Annotated in this window: 14 protein-coding genes and 1 pseudogene; 3 read left to right on the forward strand and 12 right to left on the reverse strand. The window is 56.7% G+C overall.

Annotation, left to right across the window (positions count from 1 at the left end):
• Positions 1 to 7: 7 nt before the first annotated feature.
• The 11 genes and pseudogenes from ACUIAF_RS03540 to ACUIAF_RS03590 form a co-directional block, all read right to left on the reverse strand.
• Positions 8 to 847 carry a carbohydrate ABC transporter permease gene (locus ACUIAF_RS03540; RefSeq protein ID WP_015021592.1) on the reverse strand — a complete coding sequence of 280 codons (840 nt, stop codon included), beginning with the start codon at positions 845 to 847 and terminating at the stop codon, positions 8 to 10.
• Positions 844 to 1,815, reverse strand: a complete 972-nt coding sequence (locus ACUIAF_RS03545; RefSeq protein ID WP_445339035.1) for a carbohydrate ABC transporter permease — start codon at positions 1,813 to 1,815, stop codon at positions 844 to 846. The genes ACUIAF_RS03540 and ACUIAF_RS03545 overlap by 4 nt, the downstream gene beginning before the upstream one ends.
• Before the next feature lie 2 nt (positions 1,816 to 1,817).
• A complete protein-coding gene (locus tag ACUIAF_RS03550; protein ID WP_445339036.1) occupies positions 1,818 to 3,119 on the reverse strand; it encodes an ABC transporter substrate-binding protein in 1,302 nt (433 codons plus the stop codon).
• Positions 3,120 to 3,221: 102 nt separating this feature from the next.
• Positions 3,222 to 6,371, reverse strand: coding sequence for an alpha-mannosidase (locus ACUIAF_RS03555; protein ID WP_445339037.1), 3,150 nt, complete (start codon positions 6,369 to 6,371; stop codon positions 3,222 to 3,224).
• A gap of 397 nt (positions 6,372 to 6,768) precedes the next feature.
• Positions 6,769 to 8,109 (reverse strand): ABC transporter substrate-binding protein, encoded by a 1,341-nt coding sequence (locus tag ACUIAF_RS03560; RefSeq protein WP_445339038.1) that lies wholly within the window; start codon positions 8,107 to 8,109, stop codon positions 6,769 to 6,771.
• A 117-nt stretch (positions 8,110 to 8,226) separates the two neighbouring features.
• Positions 8,227 to 9,123, reverse strand: coding sequence for a carbohydrate ABC transporter permease (locus ACUIAF_RS03565; RefSeq protein ID WP_445339039.1), 897 nt, complete (start codon positions 9,121 to 9,123; stop codon positions 8,227 to 8,229).
• On the reverse strand, positions 9,120 to 10,118 hold the full coding sequence (locus ACUIAF_RS03570) for a carbohydrate ABC transporter permease (RefSeq protein ID WP_110417132.1): 999 nt from the start codon (positions 10,116 to 10,118) through the stop codon (positions 9,120 to 9,122). Before ACUIAF_RS03570 ends, ACUIAF_RS03565 begins: the two co-directional genes overlap by 4 nt.
• Before the next feature lie 82 nt (positions 10,119 to 10,200).
• The gene (locus ACUIAF_RS03575; protein ID WP_445339040.1) at positions 10,201 to 13,341 is read right to left on the reverse strand and encodes an alpha-mannosidase; all 3,141 of its coding nucleotides are present in this window, start codon (positions 13,339 to 13,341) and stop codon (positions 10,201 to 10,203) included.
• Between the two features lie 150 nt (positions 13,342 to 13,491).
• The gene (locus ACUIAF_RS03580; protein ID WP_445339041.1) at positions 13,492 to 14,859 is read right to left on the reverse strand and encodes a 6-phospho-beta-glucosidase; all 1,368 of its coding nucleotides are present in this window, start codon (positions 14,857 to 14,859) and stop codon (positions 13,492 to 13,494) included.
• Positions 14,856 to 15,464: a DeoR/GlpR family DNA-binding transcription regulator gene (locus ACUIAF_RS03585; RefSeq protein ID WP_445339153.1), complete on the reverse strand. Its 609-nt coding sequence runs from the start codon at positions 15,462 to 15,464 to the stop codon at positions 14,856 to 14,858. The genes ACUIAF_RS03580 and ACUIAF_RS03585 overlap by 4 nt, the downstream gene beginning before the upstream one ends.
• A gap of 54 nt (positions 15,465 to 15,518) precedes the next feature.
• A pseudogene (locus tag ACUIAF_RS03590) lies at positions 15,519 to 15,644 on the reverse strand (DeoR family transcriptional regulator); the annotation flags it as partial.
• A 61-nt stretch (positions 15,645 to 15,705) separates the two neighbouring features.
• On the opposite strand from ACUIAF_RS03590, the gene ACUIAF_RS03595 reads away from it, so the two are divergent.
• The gene (locus ACUIAF_RS03595; RefSeq protein ID WP_445339042.1) at positions 15,706 to 16,695 is read left to right on the forward strand and encodes a carbohydrate kinase family protein; all 990 of its coding nucleotides are present in this window, start codon (positions 15,706 to 15,708) and stop codon (positions 16,693 to 16,695) included.
• A gap of 59 nt (positions 16,696 to 16,754) precedes the next feature.
• On the opposite strand, the gene xylA is transcribed toward ACUIAF_RS03595, so the two are convergent.
• Positions 16,755 to 18,098, reverse strand: a complete 1,344-nt coding sequence (gene xylA, locus ACUIAF_RS03600) for a xylose isomerase (protein WP_015021581.1) — start codon at positions 18,096 to 18,098, stop codon at positions 16,755 to 16,757.
• 608 nt (positions 18,099 to 18,706) lie between these two features.
• Here xylA and ACUIAF_RS03605 point away from each other — a divergent pair.
• Together ACUIAF_RS03605 and ACUIAF_RS03610 are read left to right on the forward strand one after the other, a co-directional pair.
• Positions 18,707 to 19,984, forward strand: coding sequence for an ROK family transcriptional regulator (locus ACUIAF_RS03605; RefSeq protein ID WP_445339154.1), 1,278 nt, complete (start codon positions 18,707 to 18,709; stop codon positions 19,982 to 19,984).
• The gene (locus ACUIAF_RS03610) at positions 19,974 to 20,873 is read left to right on the forward strand and encodes a carbohydrate kinase family protein (RefSeq protein WP_445339043.1); all 900 of its coding nucleotides are present in this window, start codon (positions 19,974 to 19,976) and stop codon (positions 20,871 to 20,873) included. Before ACUIAF_RS03605 ends, ACUIAF_RS03610 begins: the two co-directional genes overlap by 11 nt.
• Positions 20,874 to 20,928: the final 55 nt, after the last annotated feature.

Below are 20,928 nucleotides of genomic sequence, written 5' to 3' on the forward strand. Positions count from 1 at the left end.
AATGATGCTATTCCTTGATGCCACCCTGTTCCAGACCACGGAAGAAGTAGCGTTGGAAGCAGGCGAAGAAGACCAGGATCGGTATCAGGGAGACCAGGGCCCCCGCTGCTATCAATCTGGGATCCGAAATGAACATGCCCTTGAGTCGGTTCATGCCCAGAGTGAGCGTGTAGTTTGACTCGTCGGAGATGACGATAAGAGGCCAGAGGAAATCATTCCAGGCGCCCACGAAGGCGAAGATGCCGACGACGGTCATGGTGCCTTTGACCTGAGGCACACAGATCCGGTAGAAGCGCTGCCAAAGATTGGCGCCGTCCACCTCGGCCGCCTCCTCAAGCTCATCCGGAATGCCCTTGAAGGCATTGGTCATCAGCAGAATATTGACGGCGCCCACCATGCCTGGCAGGGCGACGGCCAATAGGGTGTTCTGTAGACCGACGCTTCGGACGATCAGGAACTGGGAGATGACCACACCCTCGACGGGGATGACCATGGTGCCCATGAAAATCGTGAAGAGCAGGTTGCGCCCGCGCCACTTGAGTCGACCCAGCGCATATCCGGCCATGGTCGAGAAGATGACATTGCCACCGATGGAAAGAACGGCGACGATCACCGTGTTCAGCATGTACCGGAAGACCGGAACCTGTCTGAAGACGGATATGTAATTGTTCCAAGTGGGGGTCTTCGGGATGATGTAGGGCGGAACCGCGTAGACATTGTCGCCCTTGCCCTTGAAGGAGAGCGACAGCTCCCAGACGAAGGGCCCCACCAGCAGGAAGAAGACCAGTATGAGCACAAGGTACTGAATGACCTTGCCAACAGTGACTTTGGAGTGACCGCTTTTCATGAGTCCTCCCCCCGCTTCTGGATGATCTGCTGCAGGACCAGCATGGTTCCGACCACAACCAGGACGATCAGCGACAGAGCACTGGCATAGCCCGTCCTGGCCTGGATGCCTGTGCCCTCCTTCTGAATGAGCATGGACATGGTGATGTCCTCGCCACCGGGTCCGGCCGTGCCGTTAGTGAGCACGTAGATCTCGTTGAACACACGGAAGGCCGCGATGGTGGACAGCATCATGATCAGCACGATGGTGGATCTCACTCCTGGGATGGTGACATACAGGAATTGCCTTACCGGGCCTGCCCCATCCAGCGAGGCTGCCTCGTACAGGGAGGCGTCAATGTTGGCCAGGGCGGTCAGGTAGATGACCATGTAATATCCAAGGCCCAGCCAGATGGTGACGAACATGGAAGTGAACAGTATCAGCCAGCGATCGCTGAGAAATGGAATCGGGCTGTGGATGATGTGCAGGGACTCCAGAACCGAGTTGACCAGCCCCTTGGGGTCAAGCAGATTGGTCCAGATCATCCCCACCACCACTGCTGACATGACAACGGGGGTGTAGAAGGAGGTTCTGAAGAACCCCATGATCCTGGAGTTCCCCTTGACCAGGTTGGCCAGTATCAGGGGAAGAATCACCATAAAGGGGACCACGCAGACCACGTAGAGGGTGGAGTTGAGCAACGCGGTCCAGAAATAGTCGTCATGCACGATCTTTACGAAGTTCTGGATGCCTATGAACTTGCCCGGTCGCAGCAGTGTGGAATCGGTAAATGCCAGGCGACAGGTATTCAGCGCAGCGAGGATCACGAAGATGAAGACGATGGCAAAGGCCGGGAAAACAAACAGGTAAGGGGCCAGGGAAGTGGTCCAGTGGATTCCCCTGCCGCCGTGGACCCCGGCCTGGGGCCCGCCGTGCCGGCCGAGGGCAGAAGCCTTCGGCCGGATGGCGGAAGAGTCGGTGCGGCTCATAGTTACTGCAGCTTCTCGTTGGCGTACTTGACGGCCTTGTCCAAGGACTCCTTGGCTGTCTGCTTGCCCTGCAGGGCCAGGGCGGCCTGCTGCTGCAGGTAGTCCTTGCCATTGGCATCGGTGAACTCGGCAGGACGGCTTGAGTACCCGTTCTTTACGGAGTTCAGAGTGATCTTCAGGGCCTTGCCCTGAACATCGCTGGTGTCGATGTTGGCGTAATAGGGATCATCAAGGCCACCCTTGCTGGAGGGGAAGGTGTTGGACTTCTTGGCGAACGACAGCTGGTTCTTGGCATTGGTCACATACTGGACGAAGTCCAGGGCGAGCGTCTTGTTCTTGGTCTGGGCGTTGACGGCCAGCATCTCATAGGCCAGGCTGGCGGACTTGCCCTGATCGCTGATCTTGGTGCCCACAGCCAGATGCTTGTACAGGTCAGGGGAGTTCTGCTTGAAATCCGCCGCCGAGTAGGCACTGCCGCCCATGGCCACGATGGAGCCCTTCTGGAAGAACTCGCCCTGCTGAGACCACTGTGCGCTCAGAGCCTCCGGCGGGATTCCCTTCTTGTTATACAGGTCGACGAAGCGCTGCAGGTGCTTGACGGCCTCGGGGGAATTGAAGACGTACTTGGTGTGGTCCTTGTTCATGATGGGGATGCCGGCCGATGCATAGTCATCGACGGAGCCACCCAGCATGGTGGACATATAGGCCCCGCAGCCGCTATTGACCATGGTGTCCGCCTGGGAGAAGTAGTCGTCCCAGGTCACAGGCAGCTTGTTGGGATCGAGCCCGCACTTCTGCATGAGCTCAGAATTGTAATAGGTCGGTCCATCGTTGACGTACCAAGGGAAGCCGTAGGCACCCTCCTCGATGTCCTTGCCCTTGAAGGTCACTGCATCCCAGGCATTCTTGTAATAGTTGTTTTGGGCCTTGGGAGCCTCCTTGCTGATGTTCATCAGGGCCCCGGCCTTGGCCAGGCCGTACATCAGAGAGGGACCGGCATCGATGATGTCGGGCAGGGAGTTGGCCGCAGCATCGGCGGACAGCTTCTGCTCATAGTTGTCCGATGGCTGGTCGACCCACTTGATGGTGGTGCCGGGATGTGACTTCTCGTAGGCTGAAATCAGGTTTTTGAAGTACGGAGTGTACTTGTCGTTTTTCAGGTTCCAGGTCTGGAAGGAGATTTCGCCTGACGGCTTACCATCTTTTGACCCCCCTGAACCGCTGTTGCTTCCTCCGCACGCCGCCAACGAACCCGCCATGGCAGTCGCGCAGATCATTACTGCTACCTTCTTCAGTGCTCTCATCGGAGCTTCCTTTCCTTTTTTACTACTCACTTCTTTGTGGGGCTTCCGGCCGGTCCAAACCGACCAACGAACCGGCCGGACAAACACCCCTGCTCAGGCGACTCAGCGCCTGGAGAGTCTCAAGGTGGTGAACTGGAAGGGAACAAGATTCAGCAAGGCACCATCAGCTTGCTCACCCTGTGCGGAGCACAGACCCGGCCGCACGCCTTCGGGCACAGGTCCATCCTCCAGGGAGTTGGTCTCCCTCACGGTCGCCCCCTGCAGGACCGACCCGGTGCGCAGCCTGGCCTTGGAGGGCGAAGAATCCGGGTTGTAGACCCTGACAATCACATCGTCGTTGTCGTCATCAGCCGTCTTGATCCAGTCGATGACGGTGGTGCCCTGGATATCCTCGACAGCAGCCAGTGGCTCAACGGCAGGCAGTCCATGATGGAAGACCGGAGCGTTGAGGGCATAGGCTGCTTGCAGGATGTCAGCCTGGGTGTCCCCAGGGACAATTGACCAGGCAAAACTGTGCCTGCCCCTGTCGGTATGCGGATCAGGAAAGACGGGGGCGGACAGAAGGGTCAGTCTGACCAGGGTACCCGCCTCTTTGCCAGCCTTCTCGTCGTAGTGAATCGGTGTGGTGTCACCGCCGTATGTCGAAGCGTTGACCACGCCGACGGCAAGGCCGTCGTCGCTGATCCTGACGAATCGGTGCGTACAGCTCTCGAACTGGGCCTCTTCGGCAGCATTGTTCTTCTGAATGGGCCTGTCGATGAAGCCGTACTGGCACTCGAATTGTGCATACCTGGCCTGAACGGCAACGGGGATGTCCACCTTGAGCAGCTGCTCATCCTGATGCCAGTCAACATCAGCAGTGAAGTCCAACTGCCTGCTGCCAGGGGTCAGCCCGATTGTGGTCACGATTGTGGTCTCCCCATGCCGACGCGATACCCGAACACCGGAACCCAAGGCCTCCATGGCGACTGGGTCATCGACCGGAGAAGCAGTCAGCAGGGCATCGCGCTCCAGGTCCCATGCATCCCACATATAGGGCTCATCCTTGAAGAGCTCATATCCGCCAACCGATGAGCCCTGGGGGACCAGGTCCCTGCCAGAGGTCCTGTCAAGGATGGAATGGACCTCGCCATCCGAAGCGACGACGGCACGGATAAGACCATTATCCATGACGAATCCGTCACCCTCTTGACTGACTTGGACAGGCCGTATGCCTTCGGGCCCCTCCTGCGCCTGGACTGGCCCGACAGCCTTCCAAGCAGTCTGACCCTTGCCGTCCATGGGTATCAGCCTGGCATCGGACACCATGGGAGCCTCTGGCTGGGCGGAGGCTATGACGCGGGCAGCCTCGTCGCCGATCTGCTCCAGACGTGCTATGTCCCTACAGTAGTCTTCCCTGGCCAGTCTATGCACCCAGGAGATGGCGGAACCTGGAAGAATGTCATGGAACTGGTTGAGCAGAAGCGTGCGCCAGATTCCGTCCAGCTCCTGACGGGGGTACTCGTATGAGTCATCGACCAGGCCGGCGTAAGCGCACAGGTATTCGACAGTGCGCAGCATGGCTTCCTCCTGCCGGCAGCCTCGCTTCATATCCTGCTGGGAGGTCAGGGTCTTGCGGTGCAGCTCCAGGTAGAGCTCGCCCTTCCAGACGGGCATCTCCCGACCGGCACGCAGATGAATCTGCCTGCTGGATTCACGGAAGAAGTCCTCAGGAGCCTCATAACGTGCCCTGGCTACTCCCTCGACGTCACGCAGCCGATTGTAGCGGCCCAACATCTCACGAGTGGTGCCGCCGCCGCCGTCACCGTAACCGCAAAGGACGATTGCTCTGTCGGAGAGATCCTTGTCTTGATAGTTCTCTTCGGAATGATTGAGCTCCCTTGCCGTCATGCTGGATGCATACGTATCCATGGGTGGGAAATGCGTAAAGATGGATGTGCCATCAATACCTTGCCAGTCGAAAGTGTGATGTGGAAACTTGGTAGTGTCATTCCAAGAGATCTTCTGTGAGAGGAAGTAGCGCATCCCCGCACGACGGGCGATTTGCGGGAACTGGCCTGTGTATCCGAAGCTGTCCGGCTCCCAAACCACGTCGGTGTCAACGCCAAGGTGCTCTCGATAGTAACGCTCGCCGTAGGAAAATTGCCTTGTCAATGATTCACCGGCAGGGAGCATGCCATCAGATTCCACCCACATCCCGCCCACCGGGATGAAGCGCCCTTCCTTGACCCGACGCAGCAGGCGGGAGAACAGGTCCGGGTGGTCGTCCTCCAGCCATGCATACTGTTGCGGCGAGCTCATCACATAGATGAAATCCGGGTCGCGCTCCATCAGTGCCAGCATGTTGGAAACAGTACGCGCCACTTTTCGACGCGTTTCACGCTTAGGCCAGAGCCATGCCGAATCAATATGGGAATGGCCCACCACTGCGTGGTCCAAGCTGCTGGACACCGCAGGACGCCGAAGTTCCTCCGCCAGAGCCCCTCGCGCCTGAGGCAGACTGTCTGCATCGCCTTCCTGATAGTCATTGAGGGAGGTTTGCAAAGCCTTGCCCAACCGCCAGTAGCGGGGCTGTTTCTTGTTGCACTCCTTGATGATCTGGCTGACCGCCTCCAGATCCATTGCGTAGTTCCATATCTCCTGATCGAAGCGGCAGACATCCAGACGGGTCAGGATGTTGGACTCATCAGCCCGTCCTGTGGTTCCATCCCCCAGCTGTGTCTTCACGAAGGCCGGAACACCGAGAATAAGCGGATTGCAGGCTGCCTCCAGATAGAGGGTGAATGTACCGTCTGGCCCGATAAGAGAAGGCTCTTCATCAGTGGCCAACCCCTTCCAGTCCTTGCCGTCAAGAGGGATCCACTGATTCTTCGGGTTGACCGCCTTGATAATGGAGCCGTCGGGGCGGTAGGCCTCTGCCTCGTAATGTCCGCCGGGAGAGTCGGGCTGCCATCCAAGGTCCACAATCAGTTCAAGCGGAGCCTCATCTCGATGGCTCTGGTCAATGCTTCCCTTGATCTCCATCCAGGTTGTTCCCCAAGTGGTCCCCCAGGATTCGCCAAGATTCAAGGGCTCAAAAGGAATGTCCCCATTGTTCAGGCGGCGGAAGAAGTCCTGGGAGGAAATGGGCTCGCCAGGAATCCGGTAGACCCTGACTGCACAATGGCCGACCGTTCTATCGACATAGGGCAGCACCCGTTGCCTCATGACTCGATCACACCTGTCGAGTTCACGCTCCACCTTCAGCTGCATCCCGTAAACCTCCTTGTTTGTGCAGATTCCGCTTCAAAACTAAAGCGGTTTAGTAATATTATATCTCTTTTTTATCCAATGACCAACATCAGTTGTAAAGATGTTCTGGCCATCATGAGTCAGTGTGCCCAATCGCGTCGTCATCAAACGGCAGACCTGGCAGAAAATCCGACATCAGCTGCTATACGCCTCTTGTATCCCCATAGCCGTGCGCAAAATCAGATAACACAAATTGGCAAAGGGACCGCAAGTGCAAAAGAAAAACAGACAATCAGGAAAGCATCTTCCCCATGACAGCTTCGCAAAAATTAAATACCCCCATCTTGACTCCGACCACGCTGTCATTGCGCGCCGTCTTCAAGATGGGGGTATGGAAGGGTCAATCACATGAATCGATCTACAGACCCTTTACCGTGTAACCCTGTTCATTGCCATACTTAACCAGGTCCTTCTGGAAGGTCTTCAACGCATCCTCGAAACGGACCGAGCCCTCATAGGCCTTGCCAATCGAATCATTCACGATTGAATTGGCGTAGACCTGATAGGGCAGGAACTGCCAGCCAGACCGAATATCCTTGGAGCTCTGAGTAAAGACCTTGTTGACCTGTTGGCCGCCGAAGTAGTCGGCTTTCTCCTCCAGGAAGTCCTGAGCATTCAAATCCTTGACTGTGCTGGGGAAGCCTCCTGAAGCCGTGGCCAGCTCAATGGATTCTCGTGAGTTGTTCAACCACTTGACGAAACCAGCAGCCAATGCGGGATTCTTCGTCTTTGCATATACGGCCTGAGACGAACCGCCGTAATTGGCCGAGGCCGGTTTCCCGTCATATGTAGGCATGGGAGCCACTCTCCAGTCCCCGGCACTTTCCTTTACCGAGGTCTGCAGGGTGTTGCGAAGCCACGAGGCTGAAATGATGGATGCCTTCTTCCCCTTGTTTGCAGCCTGGTACCACTCCGTGCCCTGATTGGCCACTGTGGTGATCAGATGCTCTCCAATCAGCTTGTCCCAGACGGCAGCCCACCGCTGGGCGCCGGGGTCACTCAAATTGATGGTTACATTCGATCCAGAGACCTTGAAGGCATGGCTGCCGGCCTGCCAAAGCAGGGAGGCCACCAAATTGCCTTGACCCGAGTCGCTCGTGATATGGACGCTTGGATCCTTCTGTTGCATGATCTCGCCGTCCTTGACGAACTCATCCCAGGTTTTTGGCGGCTCACTGATGCCGAACGAGTCAAAGACCTTCTTGTTGTAATAGAGAACCATCGGACCGGTATCCTGAGGAAGTCCGTAGACCTTGCCTCCAACGCTCACCGAGCTCCATGCGGACGCCGCGTATTGATTCTTGAGCGAGGCAAAGCCATAAGGTGCCAGATCCAACAGGTTACCCGGAGTATAGAACTGAGACAGGGCCTGATACTCGATCTGCATGATGTCGGGTACATTGGACCCCGACTTTATGGCGTTCATCATCTTGGTATATGCCGCTGCCCCGCTGCCAGGGTTGACGACCTTGACATGAACCTTGGGGTAATGCTTCTCGAAGGCCTTGACCTGGGTATCAGCGGACGATGTCCAGGTCCAATAGACCAGATCGCCTCCTTTCTCAAGCGCCTGTTCCACGTCATTTGCATGACCGCTCTGGGTTGTTGAAGAGCCACCTCCGCAGGCGCTCAACAAAGTTGTCGCAAAAGCCGCCACCGTGGCGACAGTGGCGAATTTCGTCATTCTGCTGTGTTTCATCACCAATCTCCTTTGATTTGACATGCCGACGAATCGACGATGCCTACTTATCCCCGTCTCTTCTGCAACCTCCAAGACGAGGGACTTTCTCCATGACCTCCTTGTCACATCGATGGATCACTGCTTGACGCTTCCAGCCGTCAGGCCGGATTCCCAGTAACGTTGCAGCATTAGGAAAATGACAATAATCGGTATGACCGTAAGCAAGGAACCAGTGATCACCAGGTTGTAAATGGGTTCTGGCGTCGACGAGCCCGTAGCTTGGTCATTCCATTCATTCAAGCCCACGGTCAGCGGATACCACCGCGGATCGTTGAGCATGATCAACGGCAGGAAATAGTTATTCCAGGTCTGTACGATAGCGAACAAAAGCACCGTAATGATGCTGGGCGACAGAAGAGGCACCACAATCTGTGCAAAGATTCTGAATTCCCCCGCACCATCCATGCGTGCCGACTCAATGACGCTGACTGGCAGGCCGGTCCTCGAATAACTCATGACCAGATAAAGGCCGAAGGGACTCACCAGCGACGGAAGAATGACAGCCCATGGTGTATTGGTCAATCCCAGCTTGGCAAAAAGCAGGAATGTAGGAACGACCAGCGCTGTTCCCGGGATGGCTATGCCTCCGATAACCGTGGCAAGGATGCCTTTCTTGCCCGGAAAGTCAAAGATCGCCAGCGCATATCCCGCCATGGTCGCCAAAAAAGTCGCACCGCCGGCTCCGATCAGCACGTATAAGAAGGTATTGAGAAGCCATTTGGCGAAAATCCCATCCTTATAGGAAAAGGTCTCCTTGATGTTGTCTATCAGGTTGAAGCCGTGTCCGAACCACAGACCGAACGTGGACATAACGTCAGCCTGGGTCTTGGTGGCATTGATCAGCAGCCACAACAATGGAATCAAGGAATAGGACGCCAGCAGCAGCATAAAGATGAGCATGGCCGGCGAGTGCCGGACCAGACTGTGGGCGCCGGTAGATCTGTTTGATCCGGAATGTTCGACGATACTCATCGATCAGCCCTCCTTTTTGCAGCTCGGGATGCCTTGGGCTTCTTCTCATCGCCGCTTCGCGATCCCCGCTCCTGGGTGATATAGGTGATCACCCCTGTGATCAGTCCCATAAGAATTGCCAGAGCAGCTGCATTGTTGTACTGGCTTCCGTTAAGAGACAGGTTGTATGCCCAAAGGTTGGGCGTGTAGTTGCTTGATATTGCATTGGGCGCGGGCGTCTTCAGCAGCTGTGGCTCACTGAAAAGCTGGAAGGTACCGATAATGGAGAACATCCATGTGATCAGCAACTGCCCCTTTATTGCCGGCACCTTGATGTAACGAGCGATTTTCCATTCGCTGGCTCCGTCCAAACGGGCGGCTTCATACAGCTCGGTAGGAATTGTTTTCAGCCCGGAGTACAGAATCAGCATGTTGTATCCCAGGAACGACCAGGTCATGATGTTGCCTATGGACCACAGGATGACGTTTTTGGACAATGGATGCATGGCTATGTTGAACCAGCTGTTGATGCTGGCAGTCAACCCGAATTGATCGCCGTACAGGAATTCCCATATCAGCACTGCGACAACGCCTGGAACTGCATACGGCAGAAAAAGGATGATTCGGAAGAACCCGTGCCCTCTGAGTCGCCCGGAGTCGATGCACAGGGCCGCCAGGAGAGCCAGGCCCAACATGATCGGCACCTGAATCAGGAACACCCGGATCACACGCCATACCCCGTCCCAGAAAGTACCGCTTTTGAGCAGCGATATGTAGTTGGCCAATCCAACGAAATGGCTGCCGCCTATGAGCTGATCCCGGAAGAGGCTCAGGTACAGAGCATAAATGATAGGTAGTATGGTTGCTACAAAAAAGACCAGCAGGAACGGCAGGACAAATCCTAAGCCGGCCCACCTGCTTTTGCTTCGTATCCCTTTTTTCCATCGATTGGATGGATTTACACCCCTGGGTTTTGGTGATGACAGGGATGTGGGAGATTCTGACATCGTAGTCATATCGCCCTGCTTTCTTTTGATGTTGTTGTGTACATAAGCGCCCCGGCAGTCCTCATTGGCCATGGCCTGGGCGCCGAGCCCATCATGGTCGAATCCGTAACGTCGTTAATTGGTACGGGCGCAGGTTGAGGTGCGCACCTTGCAGAGGAATCCAAGCGCCTTCCAGGGCGGATGGCATGCCGTGGGTCGCCCCGGCTACTTCCAGCAGATCCGTTTCGCATACGGTTGCCTCGGCGATCAGATCATCCGCAAGAATGTCCGCAGTTGCGGATTCCCCGACAGGTTCATACAAACGAACAATGATGTCCTTCGATCCATCATCGGCCGGCTTGACCCAATCCAGAATCACCGTGCCTTTCCCTTGACGCAATTGAATCAGCGGCCTGACCTGCGGCAGATGGGCGATTGTCGGTGCGTTGATAACACCCGCCTCCTTGACCGTATCCGCCACATTGGCACCCGGAAGGACCTCCCAGGTGAATTCGTGGCTCCGGCCGACATCCGTATTGGGGTCAGGGAATGTGGGCGCGGAAAGCAGCGACAACTCCAAAAGGGTCCCTGTTCTGCCACCGTTATTCCCGTCGGACTCCACCGGGAAGACACTGGAGCCATATGTGGATTCGTTGACCAGCCCAACTCCATATCCACCCTCACGAAGGTGTACGAATCTATGGGTGCAACATTCAAAGGCGGCCTCCGTGTCTGCATCATCCCTACAGACTGGACGATCGACTGTACCGTATTGACACTCGTAAGTAGCCATGGATGTCTGGACATTCAAAGGGAAATCCACCTTGAGAAAGCGATCCCGCTCCTGCCAGTCAACGTAGGCATGGAACCTGAGACTTCTGTTTTGACCATCCAGAAGAACCTGGGTCCTGATAGTTGTTCCTGCGCCTATGGCCGTGGTGATCTCCACGCCGGCCGAAACGGATGAGCAAACAGGTTCAACCTTGACGACCCTGCCTTCATCAATGGGACCCAGGAAGGCATCTCGGTCCAATTCCCATGCATCACGCTCGCATGGCTTGTCGATCAACAGGCGATAGGAGCCTAGAGCGTGATCCGAAGCCACCAGTTCGCGTCCGGCCTTAAGGTCACGTAAGGATACGATCAGTCCTTCGTTGTTGATGACAACCCTTATCGAAGCATTCTCCATGACGAATCCATCTTTTTCAGCATGGACCTGAGGAGCGGAATCATTGCAGGAAAGACAACCGTCATCCACAGCGCAGTCGTCTGGAAGACTTGGATGCACCAGCCAATCCTTTTGCGCGATATACCCCTTTTGAAGCACGGGAAGATCGGGATCAGCCTCGGCCACAGTATCAGCAGCCGACTGAATCAACCCGCTCAGCTCGGACATATCCTGCTCATACTCCTGACGAGCTTCACGGTGCACCCAAGAAATCGAAGAACCTGGGAGAATGTCGTGGAACTGGTTGAGCAGAAGACGGTGCCAGATGAATTGAAGCCGATCGCCGGGGTAACAATATTCCGCATGGCACAAGCTGGCCAGGCAACCCAGATATTCCATGGTTCTGAGCATCCCCTCCTCGCGACGGCAGTCAGCCTTCATGTCCTGCTGCGCCGTGAGCGTGGCCCGATGCAGCTGCAGATATAGCTCACCGTGCCAACGTGGCCTCTCAAAGCCATCACAACGATTCATCTGATCCGCCAGCGTCTGGAAGAAATCGTCAGGCGACGCGGAAGTACAGGTGGGCACGCCCTCAAGATCGCGCAACCTGGAGAGCCTGCCCAGCATCTCCCTGGTGGGACCGCCGCCACCGTCACCGTATCCATAAAGCAGCAGACCCTGGTCGATCCATTCCTTGTCGGCTGCATTCATCTCCGAGTAACGCAATTCACCGGGAGTGATTTCGGCGGCATAAGTATCAGTAGGCGGAAAATGAGTCAGTATCGGACTGCCGTCGATTCCCTCCCAGATGAAGGAATGATGGGGAAACTTGGTTGTGTCATTCCAGGACAATTTCTGTGAGAGGAACCAGCTGTATCCAGCCCTTCTGGCAATCTGCGGGAAAGCACCTGTATACCCAAAGCTATCGGGCAGCCAGATGCCTTTTGGACTGACGCCAAGATGGTCTTTGAAATACCGACGGCCGTTGGTAATCTGCCTGACAAGAGATTCGCCTGAAGGCATCATGGCATCTGCTTCCACCCACATTCCGCCCACAGGAATGAATCGACCCTGGTCTATCCGTTCCTTTACGCGTCTGAAGAGATCAGGATAATCCTCCTCCAGCCATGCAAACTGCTGAGCCGAGCTCATTGCAAAAACAAATTCGTCGTCCTGATCCATCAGGGCCAGGACATTGGCAACAGTCCTGCCGATTTTTCGCCTTGTCTCGCGCTTCGGCCACAGATAGGCGGTGTCTATATGTGCGTGACCGACCGCATGATCATGGAAAACCGTCGGTCCGTTGGTTTTGCTCAGCACCCCAGCCAATGCATGTCGGGCCTGGACAAGTGTTTCAGCACGGTGATCATCATCATAATGATTGAGCGAGGTCTGCAGGGCCTTCATCACCTGCCAATATCGCACCGAGTTCTTGTCAATGACATCAAGCAGGCCCGTAACGACCTCCAGATCCCTGGCATACTCCCAAAGTTCACGATCAAACCGGCACAGACTGATGCCATGGAAGGCATACTTTCCACACACACGCCCATCGGCCTCTTCGCCCAAATCCGTGGAACGCTGTGGAATATTCAACAGCATGGGATTGCACCCGGCCTCAACATACAGGCGGAAGGCGCCATTGTCGTCACACAGACCCGCCATAGCACCCTTGCCTTGCAAGCGGACCCAAGCATTCATTGGCTGAACGCCCTTGATCGCTCTTCCATCCTTGGCGAAGACCAACCCCTCGCACTGCCCCCCGGAAACGCTGGAATTCCAACCCAGGTCAACAATCAGATCAATCTCCGTCCCGTGACGGGACTCCGACATAGGCAGCCTGCCATCAACGCGAAACCAGGTCGTGCCCCAGTTCGTCCCCCACGCATCTCCACGATCAACAGGGTGGAATCGAATCAAACCTGCCTCTGCACGACGAATAAAGTCCTTGGGAGGTTCAGGTTCCCCTGAGTTGACATAAGCGGCGACAGTGCACGATTCAAGTTCCTCTTCGATAAAAGGACGTATGCGATCTCTGAGGAAGCGCCTACACTTGTTCAGCTCTCGATCAACCTTGATTTGCATAAACCGAGCACCTTTCCATTACAATACAATCCGCTTTGATCGCTTTACCTGGCACTGTGAACTCTTGCGATACATCACATGAGGGACGCAAAAAATCCCCGTCCGCGTACCGACCCGCTTAGCCCCGGGCCGAAGACTGGTTGGTCATTTTTATCCTCGTTTCTCGAAAATGGCGTTCATCTCAGGAATTTCACGACGATATCCGGCCAGCAGCTTTCTGGCCAACGGAACAGACTGCACCAGAGGATGCAAGGCGAAAGCCAGCAAAGCCTCATGGGGGGATCCCTCGATCCCAGCCCGAACCGCATGCCTTTCCGACTGACGCACCTGTTGCATAAGGCCGATCTGGTCCATTGTGGGCTGCTCTCCCACATTCAGAGGATGGATTCCGTGAGAGTCCACGAGCGAGGGAACCTCGACAACGGCATCCTTGGGTAGGCCAGCTATTGTTCCCCTGTTGCGCACATTGAGAATCATGACCCGACGCTCATGTCGACTGATTGCATTCATAACGCCCAGAGCCACTCCTGCATAACCCAAATGGGCAGGATCGAACTCCTCCTTGCGGTTGCTGGTGGGTGCACCTTGTACACCTCCCAGAGCCTCAGCCATATAACTGGCTCCACGTTCCTGCAAGGCATCGGTCCAGATACGGTCGGCTTCGTTCCCGGCCGTGGCTGCTTGTTTGTAGAAACGCGTCTGGGTCTTGAGCAGAAAGTCGCCGCGGGTCATGGGAGACTCCAAGATACGACGGACGGCATCTCTATCGCAGTAGTAGTAGAAGAGATATTCATTGGGAATCATCCCCAACTGCCGCAACCAGTCCGGGTCGAAGACCTTGGCCTCCTCCAGCCCCGACAGCTTCTCCTCATCGGCAAGCAGATCCGGCAGCAGATCATGATCGCCGACCAACACTCTACGCATCCAACCCAGATGGTTGAGGCCGACATAATCCATGCTGACATCCTCTGGATCATGGCCCAAAGCCGCGGCTATTCTTCTGCCCAATCCGGATGGGGTGTCACATATGCCGACCACACGATCACCCAATACGCTTTGCAATGCCTCGGTAATGATGCCAGCAGGGTTGGTGAAGTTCAAAAAGTATGCATCAGGGCAGACCCTGGCAGCCATACGGGCCATCCGCAGCATAACCGGCACAGTGCGCATGGCGTATGCGAGCCCGCCGGGCCCAGTGGTTTCCTGCCCCAGCAGGCCCAGATCCAAAGCCACATGTTCATCGCAGCATCTGGCCTGGAGACCTCCCTCACGAATCGCAGCAAAAATAAAATCGGCACCGCTCAGGGCCGGCTCAAGCTCCGTGTATGTGCGGATTCCAGGCTTGTGGTCGAAGCCCTGGGCCTGGACACGCATGATGTTCACCATCGTATCCATACGCGACTGGCTTGTGTCATACAGAGCCAGCTCATCCACGCGCGGTTCGCCTTGATCCCTGATCAATGCCTGCCAGATGAACGGCGTACGGAAGCCTCCGCCACCAAGAATCGTTAATTTCATACGACCACCACCTTCTTGCCTTCCTTGGCAAAACTGTCTTGCATTCCCTTGCCGGACCCCGAAGTCGTGATGAGAGCATCCAAATCAGTCAATGAGCACAGTTTGAAACTTCCGGTTCCAGGGAATTTGGATTCATCCGCCAACAGGACTATTTGCTGGGACGCCTTTATGAAACCTTGACGTATCGGGGCTTCGACCGCCATGTTGTCCACCACGGCATTCCCCCGCACACCGGTGCAACAAAGAAACATCAAGTCAGCTGCAACATCGGCGATCATCCGTTCAGCCAGCGGGCCGACCAGACTGTTATGATGGTGCCGCACCGCACCGCCTATGAGCACCAGGTCAACTGCTTCATCATCACGAACCTGATCAAGTACGGCCAGATTCGATGTGATGATGGTCACCTTGTGTCCGCGCAGATTGCGTGCAATCAAAGCCGCTTCAGGGGCCACATCCAAGATGATGACCGAGCCGTCCTGAACCATGTCAGCAGCAGCCTTGGCCATGCGTTTCCAAAGTTGCATCTGCGCATCAGTCGCCTCAACGACGCGGTCCTGCTTGCCGGAGTCAGTGATGTCGGCCCTGTTGCCCTGGGTCAGCATCGCACCGCCATATTTGCGCTTGAGGCGGCCATCCTGCTCCAGGAATGTGAGGTCCCTTCTGATAGTGGATTCACTGACCCCAAGACCATGTGACAAGTCCTTGACTGACTGTCCATGCTCGGCCAGCTGATCGAGAATCCGTTGACGGCGTTCATCCAAAAGCATGACTTCACCATACATGAAATGACAGAATTTGACAAAGTTTGCTCATTTTGAGTGTTTCTATCTAGAATGAGCAAACATGAGCAGAATCAACAATGAGACGATGATCGATAAAGCCAGTCCGAAAATCTTCGACGTAGTGATTGCCGGGAAAACTTACCTGGATCTGGTTTTTTCGGATGTTGATTTCCCACAGCCTGGGACCGAAGTAATGGCCGGCAACCTGACCATCTCTCCGGGGGGTGCAGCCAACAGGGCTGTGGCTGCCGCAAGACTTGGATCCGAATCCGGTCTGCTCACCAACCGCGGACACGATCAATTGTCGACTTTATTGTTCAAAACCCTCCAAAAGGTTGACCATCTCAATCTTGATCTGTGCACCACCAGCGCGGCATACCGCAATCCGGTCTCAGTGGCTATCAGCACTGGCAATGATCGCGCGTTTGTCACCTATGACCGTTCAGCGCTTGCCCTGGATTGGCCTGCCGGTAAACTGACCAGAACGCTCTTCGTCAGCCTCTCTGAAGGATTGCCCACCTGGTCACAGCCCCTACGAGACCAGGGCACAATCATATTCGGCGGCGTCGGATGGGATTCCTCCGGCCGCTGGCCTAGGCAGATCCTCGAATCCGCCAGAGGAGTCGATGTCCTGCTGATGAATGAAACCGAAGCAAGACACTTCACTGGTCAGAAAACGACAGCAGGTGCTCTGAAAATGCTACGTAAATTTGTATCAACGGCTGTCATCACGCGCGGCGGCCTGGGATCTTCTGCCTCTGACCCGACCGGCTTCATCGAAGTCCCGGCCCCTTCCGTGGAAGCAAAGGATCCCACCGGCGCCGGCGACATTTTTGCAGCCGCTTTAATGACAGCCTTTACATGGTCATGGCCATTGCGCCATTGCATGGAGTTGGCGACAGCGGCATCCGCCTACTCAGTGCAGACCCCGGGAGGCGCCCTTAGCGCACCCGGCATTCCCGCTATTCTCGAATTTATCCAACGTTATGAAGGCACTTACGATTGGTCCTGGCTCATCGACAATCTGCAGGCGCACGGTCTCAATAAATGATTCGTCCCCATGCGGTGCCGGCAGCACCGCACGGGGACGAAAACAGAATGTTCTTATCCTCAGGCCTGGGCCAGAGCCTCGACGATGTAGTTGTTGATGGTGGCCTTGACCACTTCAAGGTGGTCGGACTTGTCGGCGGCGATCAGTTCGGCCTGCGGTTTGTCAAGGCTGTACTCCTCCAGGGAGGCCAGCGTGGCCGTACCGTCCTTTACCGTCGAGCCGATGCCGGATTCGAAGGAGGAGTAGCGCTCCTGCTGCAGCTGCTCGATGTAGCCGTCCTCATGCATCTTGGCAGCGACCAGCAGACCAGCGGCATAGGTGTCCATGCCCACGATGTGGGTCCTGAAGAGGTCCTCAGGCAGGAAGGAGGAGCGGCGCGGCTTGGCATCGAAGTTCAGGCCTCCACGGGGCCCGATGCTCCCGTTGGCCAACACCTCCCACATGACGGCGGTGGCATCGTAGAGGTCCGAAGGGAACTCGTCCATGTCCCAGCCGATCAGCTTGTCGCCCTGGTTGGCATCCAGGGATCCCAGGAATCCGGCCTCGCGAGCCACGCGGACCTCATGCTGATAGGTATGCATGGCCAGGTTGGCGTGGTTGCCCTCAATGTTGAGCTTGAAGTTGTCCTGCAGGTCGTAGGTGCGAAGGAAGTTGATGGTGGTGGCCGCGTCGTAATCGTACTGATGGAGGGTGGGCTCCTTGGGCTTGGGCTCGATCAGGAACTGAGCATCGAATCCGATCTCCTTGGCGTAGTCCACGCACATGTGGAAGAGGGCGGCCATATGGTCCTGCTCCTCCTTCATACGGGTGTTCCACAGGGATTCGTAGCCCTCACGGCCACCCCAGAAGACGTAGTTCTCGGCACCGAGCCGCTTGCCGATCTCCAGGCTGTGCTTGAGCTGGCCTGCCGAGTATGCATAGATGTCAGCGAAGGGCGAGGTACCGGCACCGGCCTCGAAGCGGGGGTTGGTGAAGAGCGAGGAGGTGTTCCAGAGCAGCTTGACTCCGGTGTCCTTCATGGCGGCCTCGATGCGGTCGATCACCTTGTCAAGATTGGCATCTGTCTCGCGCAGGGTATCGCCCTCGGGAGCCAGGTCACGGTCGTGGAAGCAGAAGAACTCGACCCCCAGTTTGGTGAAGAGCTCGAAGGCGTAATCCACCTTGGCCAGCGCCTGATCCATGGGATCGGTGTAGCGATAATAGGGCCTCTGCGCAGTGGGATCGCCGAAGGGATCCACCAGACCCTGGTTGAAGGTATGCCACCAGGCCACAGCGAAGCGCAGCCAGTCCTTCATGGGCTTGCCGGCCACCACCTTGTTCTTGTCGTAGTAACGGAAGCCCAGGCCTTCCTTGACGCCCTGGCGACCCACGTATTCGATCTTGTCAACGTCCCACAAACCCATCCGAAACGCTCCTTTGCCTATTGCATTTGCCTTTACGGCGTTCACAGGGGAGGAAATCAGTTCCTGCCTCCTGAACATCAAGGGTAGAGGGAGGGATTGATTTTGTCAATTCGTTAAATTATATAGATGACGCTTGCATGGGCACATGAATTGAATCTGGACGACAGCCCTGATGACTACCGTCTGAAGCTTTGATTTCAAGCCACAAGAGCCCGCCCGCGCGGGCCAATCGATCCGTCTGCACCACTGCGCATGCGCCCGGTCAAAAACCCTACGGAATTGTATGGGGCTGAGCATTAGAAGGTCGACAGTCGACCACCTGCATACGGACCATCAAACCCTTTGACGTCTTGGGTTCGATAATGCCCTTCATGGCGGCACAACCTACATCGAATCTGTCAATATCCCCTTCGTTGCCACACCCCACCTTCACAGAGCAAACCCACCTACGGCTACAGACCTATGACAAACGCCGACGGCGATCCCTTATCGGTTCCTTACCGGCATCGAATCAGTTGCGCAAGAATACTAAACGATGTTAATATATAAACGTTGTTCATAAAGTGCGCAAAGTTAGCGTGACGGTAGCACTCAAGGAGGAGGTTGACATGCGAGGCAACCCATACGCCAGCACACCAAAGGCCCTCTCCGAACTCAACCAGTCACGCATCGTCCAATATCTGCACCAGCACGGAACCAGTTCGCGAGCCCAGATGGCCCGGGAACTCAACCTGACGCCGGCGGCTGTAGGCAAGCTGGTGGCCCGTCTGATCGGCCTGGGTCTGATCAGCGAGACCGGCAGTATGGACTCAGAGGGCGGCCGTCGATCCATCGGCCTGGCCTTGAACGCCGACCGCTACCAGGTCATCGGAGTCAAGTTCGCCCGCAGCATGGTCAGTATCGGACTGTTCGACATCAGCGGCCGTCTGCTGGACTCGGAGGAGATGCCCCCCGTCGACCCCGATGACATCCCCGGCGTAGTAGCTGAGGTCAGAACGCGAGTGGGAAGACGATTGGATTCAAATCCCGCCATCGTGGCCGTGGGCATGGCCGTACCGGGACCCTACCTGCGCGAGACCGGCCGCATCGCCCTGGTCACCAGCATGCCCGGCTGGCGTGGGGTGGACTTTATCCACGAATTCGGCCAGGCCTTCCGCGTACCCACCTTTATCGAGCAGGATGCCCGAGCCGGCGCGCTGGCGCAAAGTCTCTTCGATCCCCGAGTGAACGCATCCAGCATGGCTTACTTCCTGGTGGGCGAAGGCGTGGGACTAGGAGTCATCGACAGAGGCTCCCTGGTTGACGGCAGCCAGGGAGCGGCCACAGAAATCGGCCACGTCAGCATCGATCTGAACGGCCTGCCATGCGAGTGCGGCAACCGAGGCTGCCTGGAATGCTACTGCTCGGCGGTAGCCATCCACCACCGCATGTGCAAGCCGGATATGCGGGATCACTTCCCTGGAGTCGAGGCCATGACCCACGCCAAGGCCTGCTCAAGCCTGTTTGACCAGGCCCGCTCGGGTCAGCAGGTCGCCCGGACCCTGGTGGATCAGATAGCCGACTACGTGGGCTATGGCTGCGTGACCATCGTCAACGCCTACAACCCGGCCCAAATCGTCATCGGAGACATGGTGGCCGGCGCCGGTACCCGACTGCTGGAACGAGTTCGGACCATGGTATCCCAGCGCGCCCTACCCGGCCTGCGCGAGCACACGAGGATTCTGCTCTCCCGCCTTCCAGCCGATGCCACGCTGACAGGGGCAGCCGCGGTGGCTGCCAGCCAATTTCTTGAACATCCCGCCAGCATGGGCCGCTCAACTGTGAAATCAACAAGCACAAGGCGGGCACATCGCCTGTCGTCAGGAAAGGAACACCATGACCAGTAAACCCGTGGTCCTCAGCATCGGCGAAATCCTCTGGGACGTCCTGCCAACAGGCAAGCGGGCAGGTGGCGCACCGGTCAACTTCAGCTACCACGCCGCAAAGAACGGGGCGGAAGGCTATGCCATCAGCGCTGTGGGACGTGACGACCTGGGCCGGGAACTTGAGGAGGCTGTTCACAAGGCCGGGGTCGATGCCGTCCTGCAGCACAACGACCACCCCACCAGCACTGTCGAGGTCCAGCTGACCGAGGGCATCCCCCAGTACGTCTTCAAGCCTGATGTGGCCTGGGATCATCTGGAATACACGGATGGCCTGGCCGGGCTTGCCAGCAGGGCCGACGCGGTCTGCTACGGCACGTTGGGCATGCGCAGCAGCCAGTCCCGCGAGACCTGCCTGCAGGTCCTGCGTCACACCAAGAGCCATGCCATGCGCTTCTTCGACATTAACCTGCGCGGCACCTTCTACAGCAAGGATCTGATCCAGGAGCTGCTGGACATGGCCACGGTCTTCAAACTCAACGACGAGGAGCTGGTCACCCTGCGTGACATGTTCCACGTTCCCGGGGCCACGGACGACGAGCTCTGCCGCTGGTTCATGGAGCAGTGGCACCTTGACACCATCGTGCTGACCGCCGGCAGCGACTACAGCACGATCTACCTGGCGGACGGCCAGTCCTCCCACCTGCCCACGCCTGAAATCACCGTAGCCGACACGGTCGGAGCCGGCGACGCCTTCTCCGGCACCTTCGCCATCAACCGCCTGCTGGGAGCCTCCCTGACCCAGGCCCACCGAGCTGCCGTCAACACCGCCGCATTCGTCTGCACCCAGCAGGGCGCCTGGCCCGAATATCCCGAGCATATCCCCGACTACCTGGGCCGGCAGGGTAAATGATCCACCAGCTTTGAACATGATTTGGTCCCGCCCGGTCGAACTGTCGACTGTACGG

The organism is Bifidobacterium sp. ESL0822 (genome assembly GCF_052606675.1).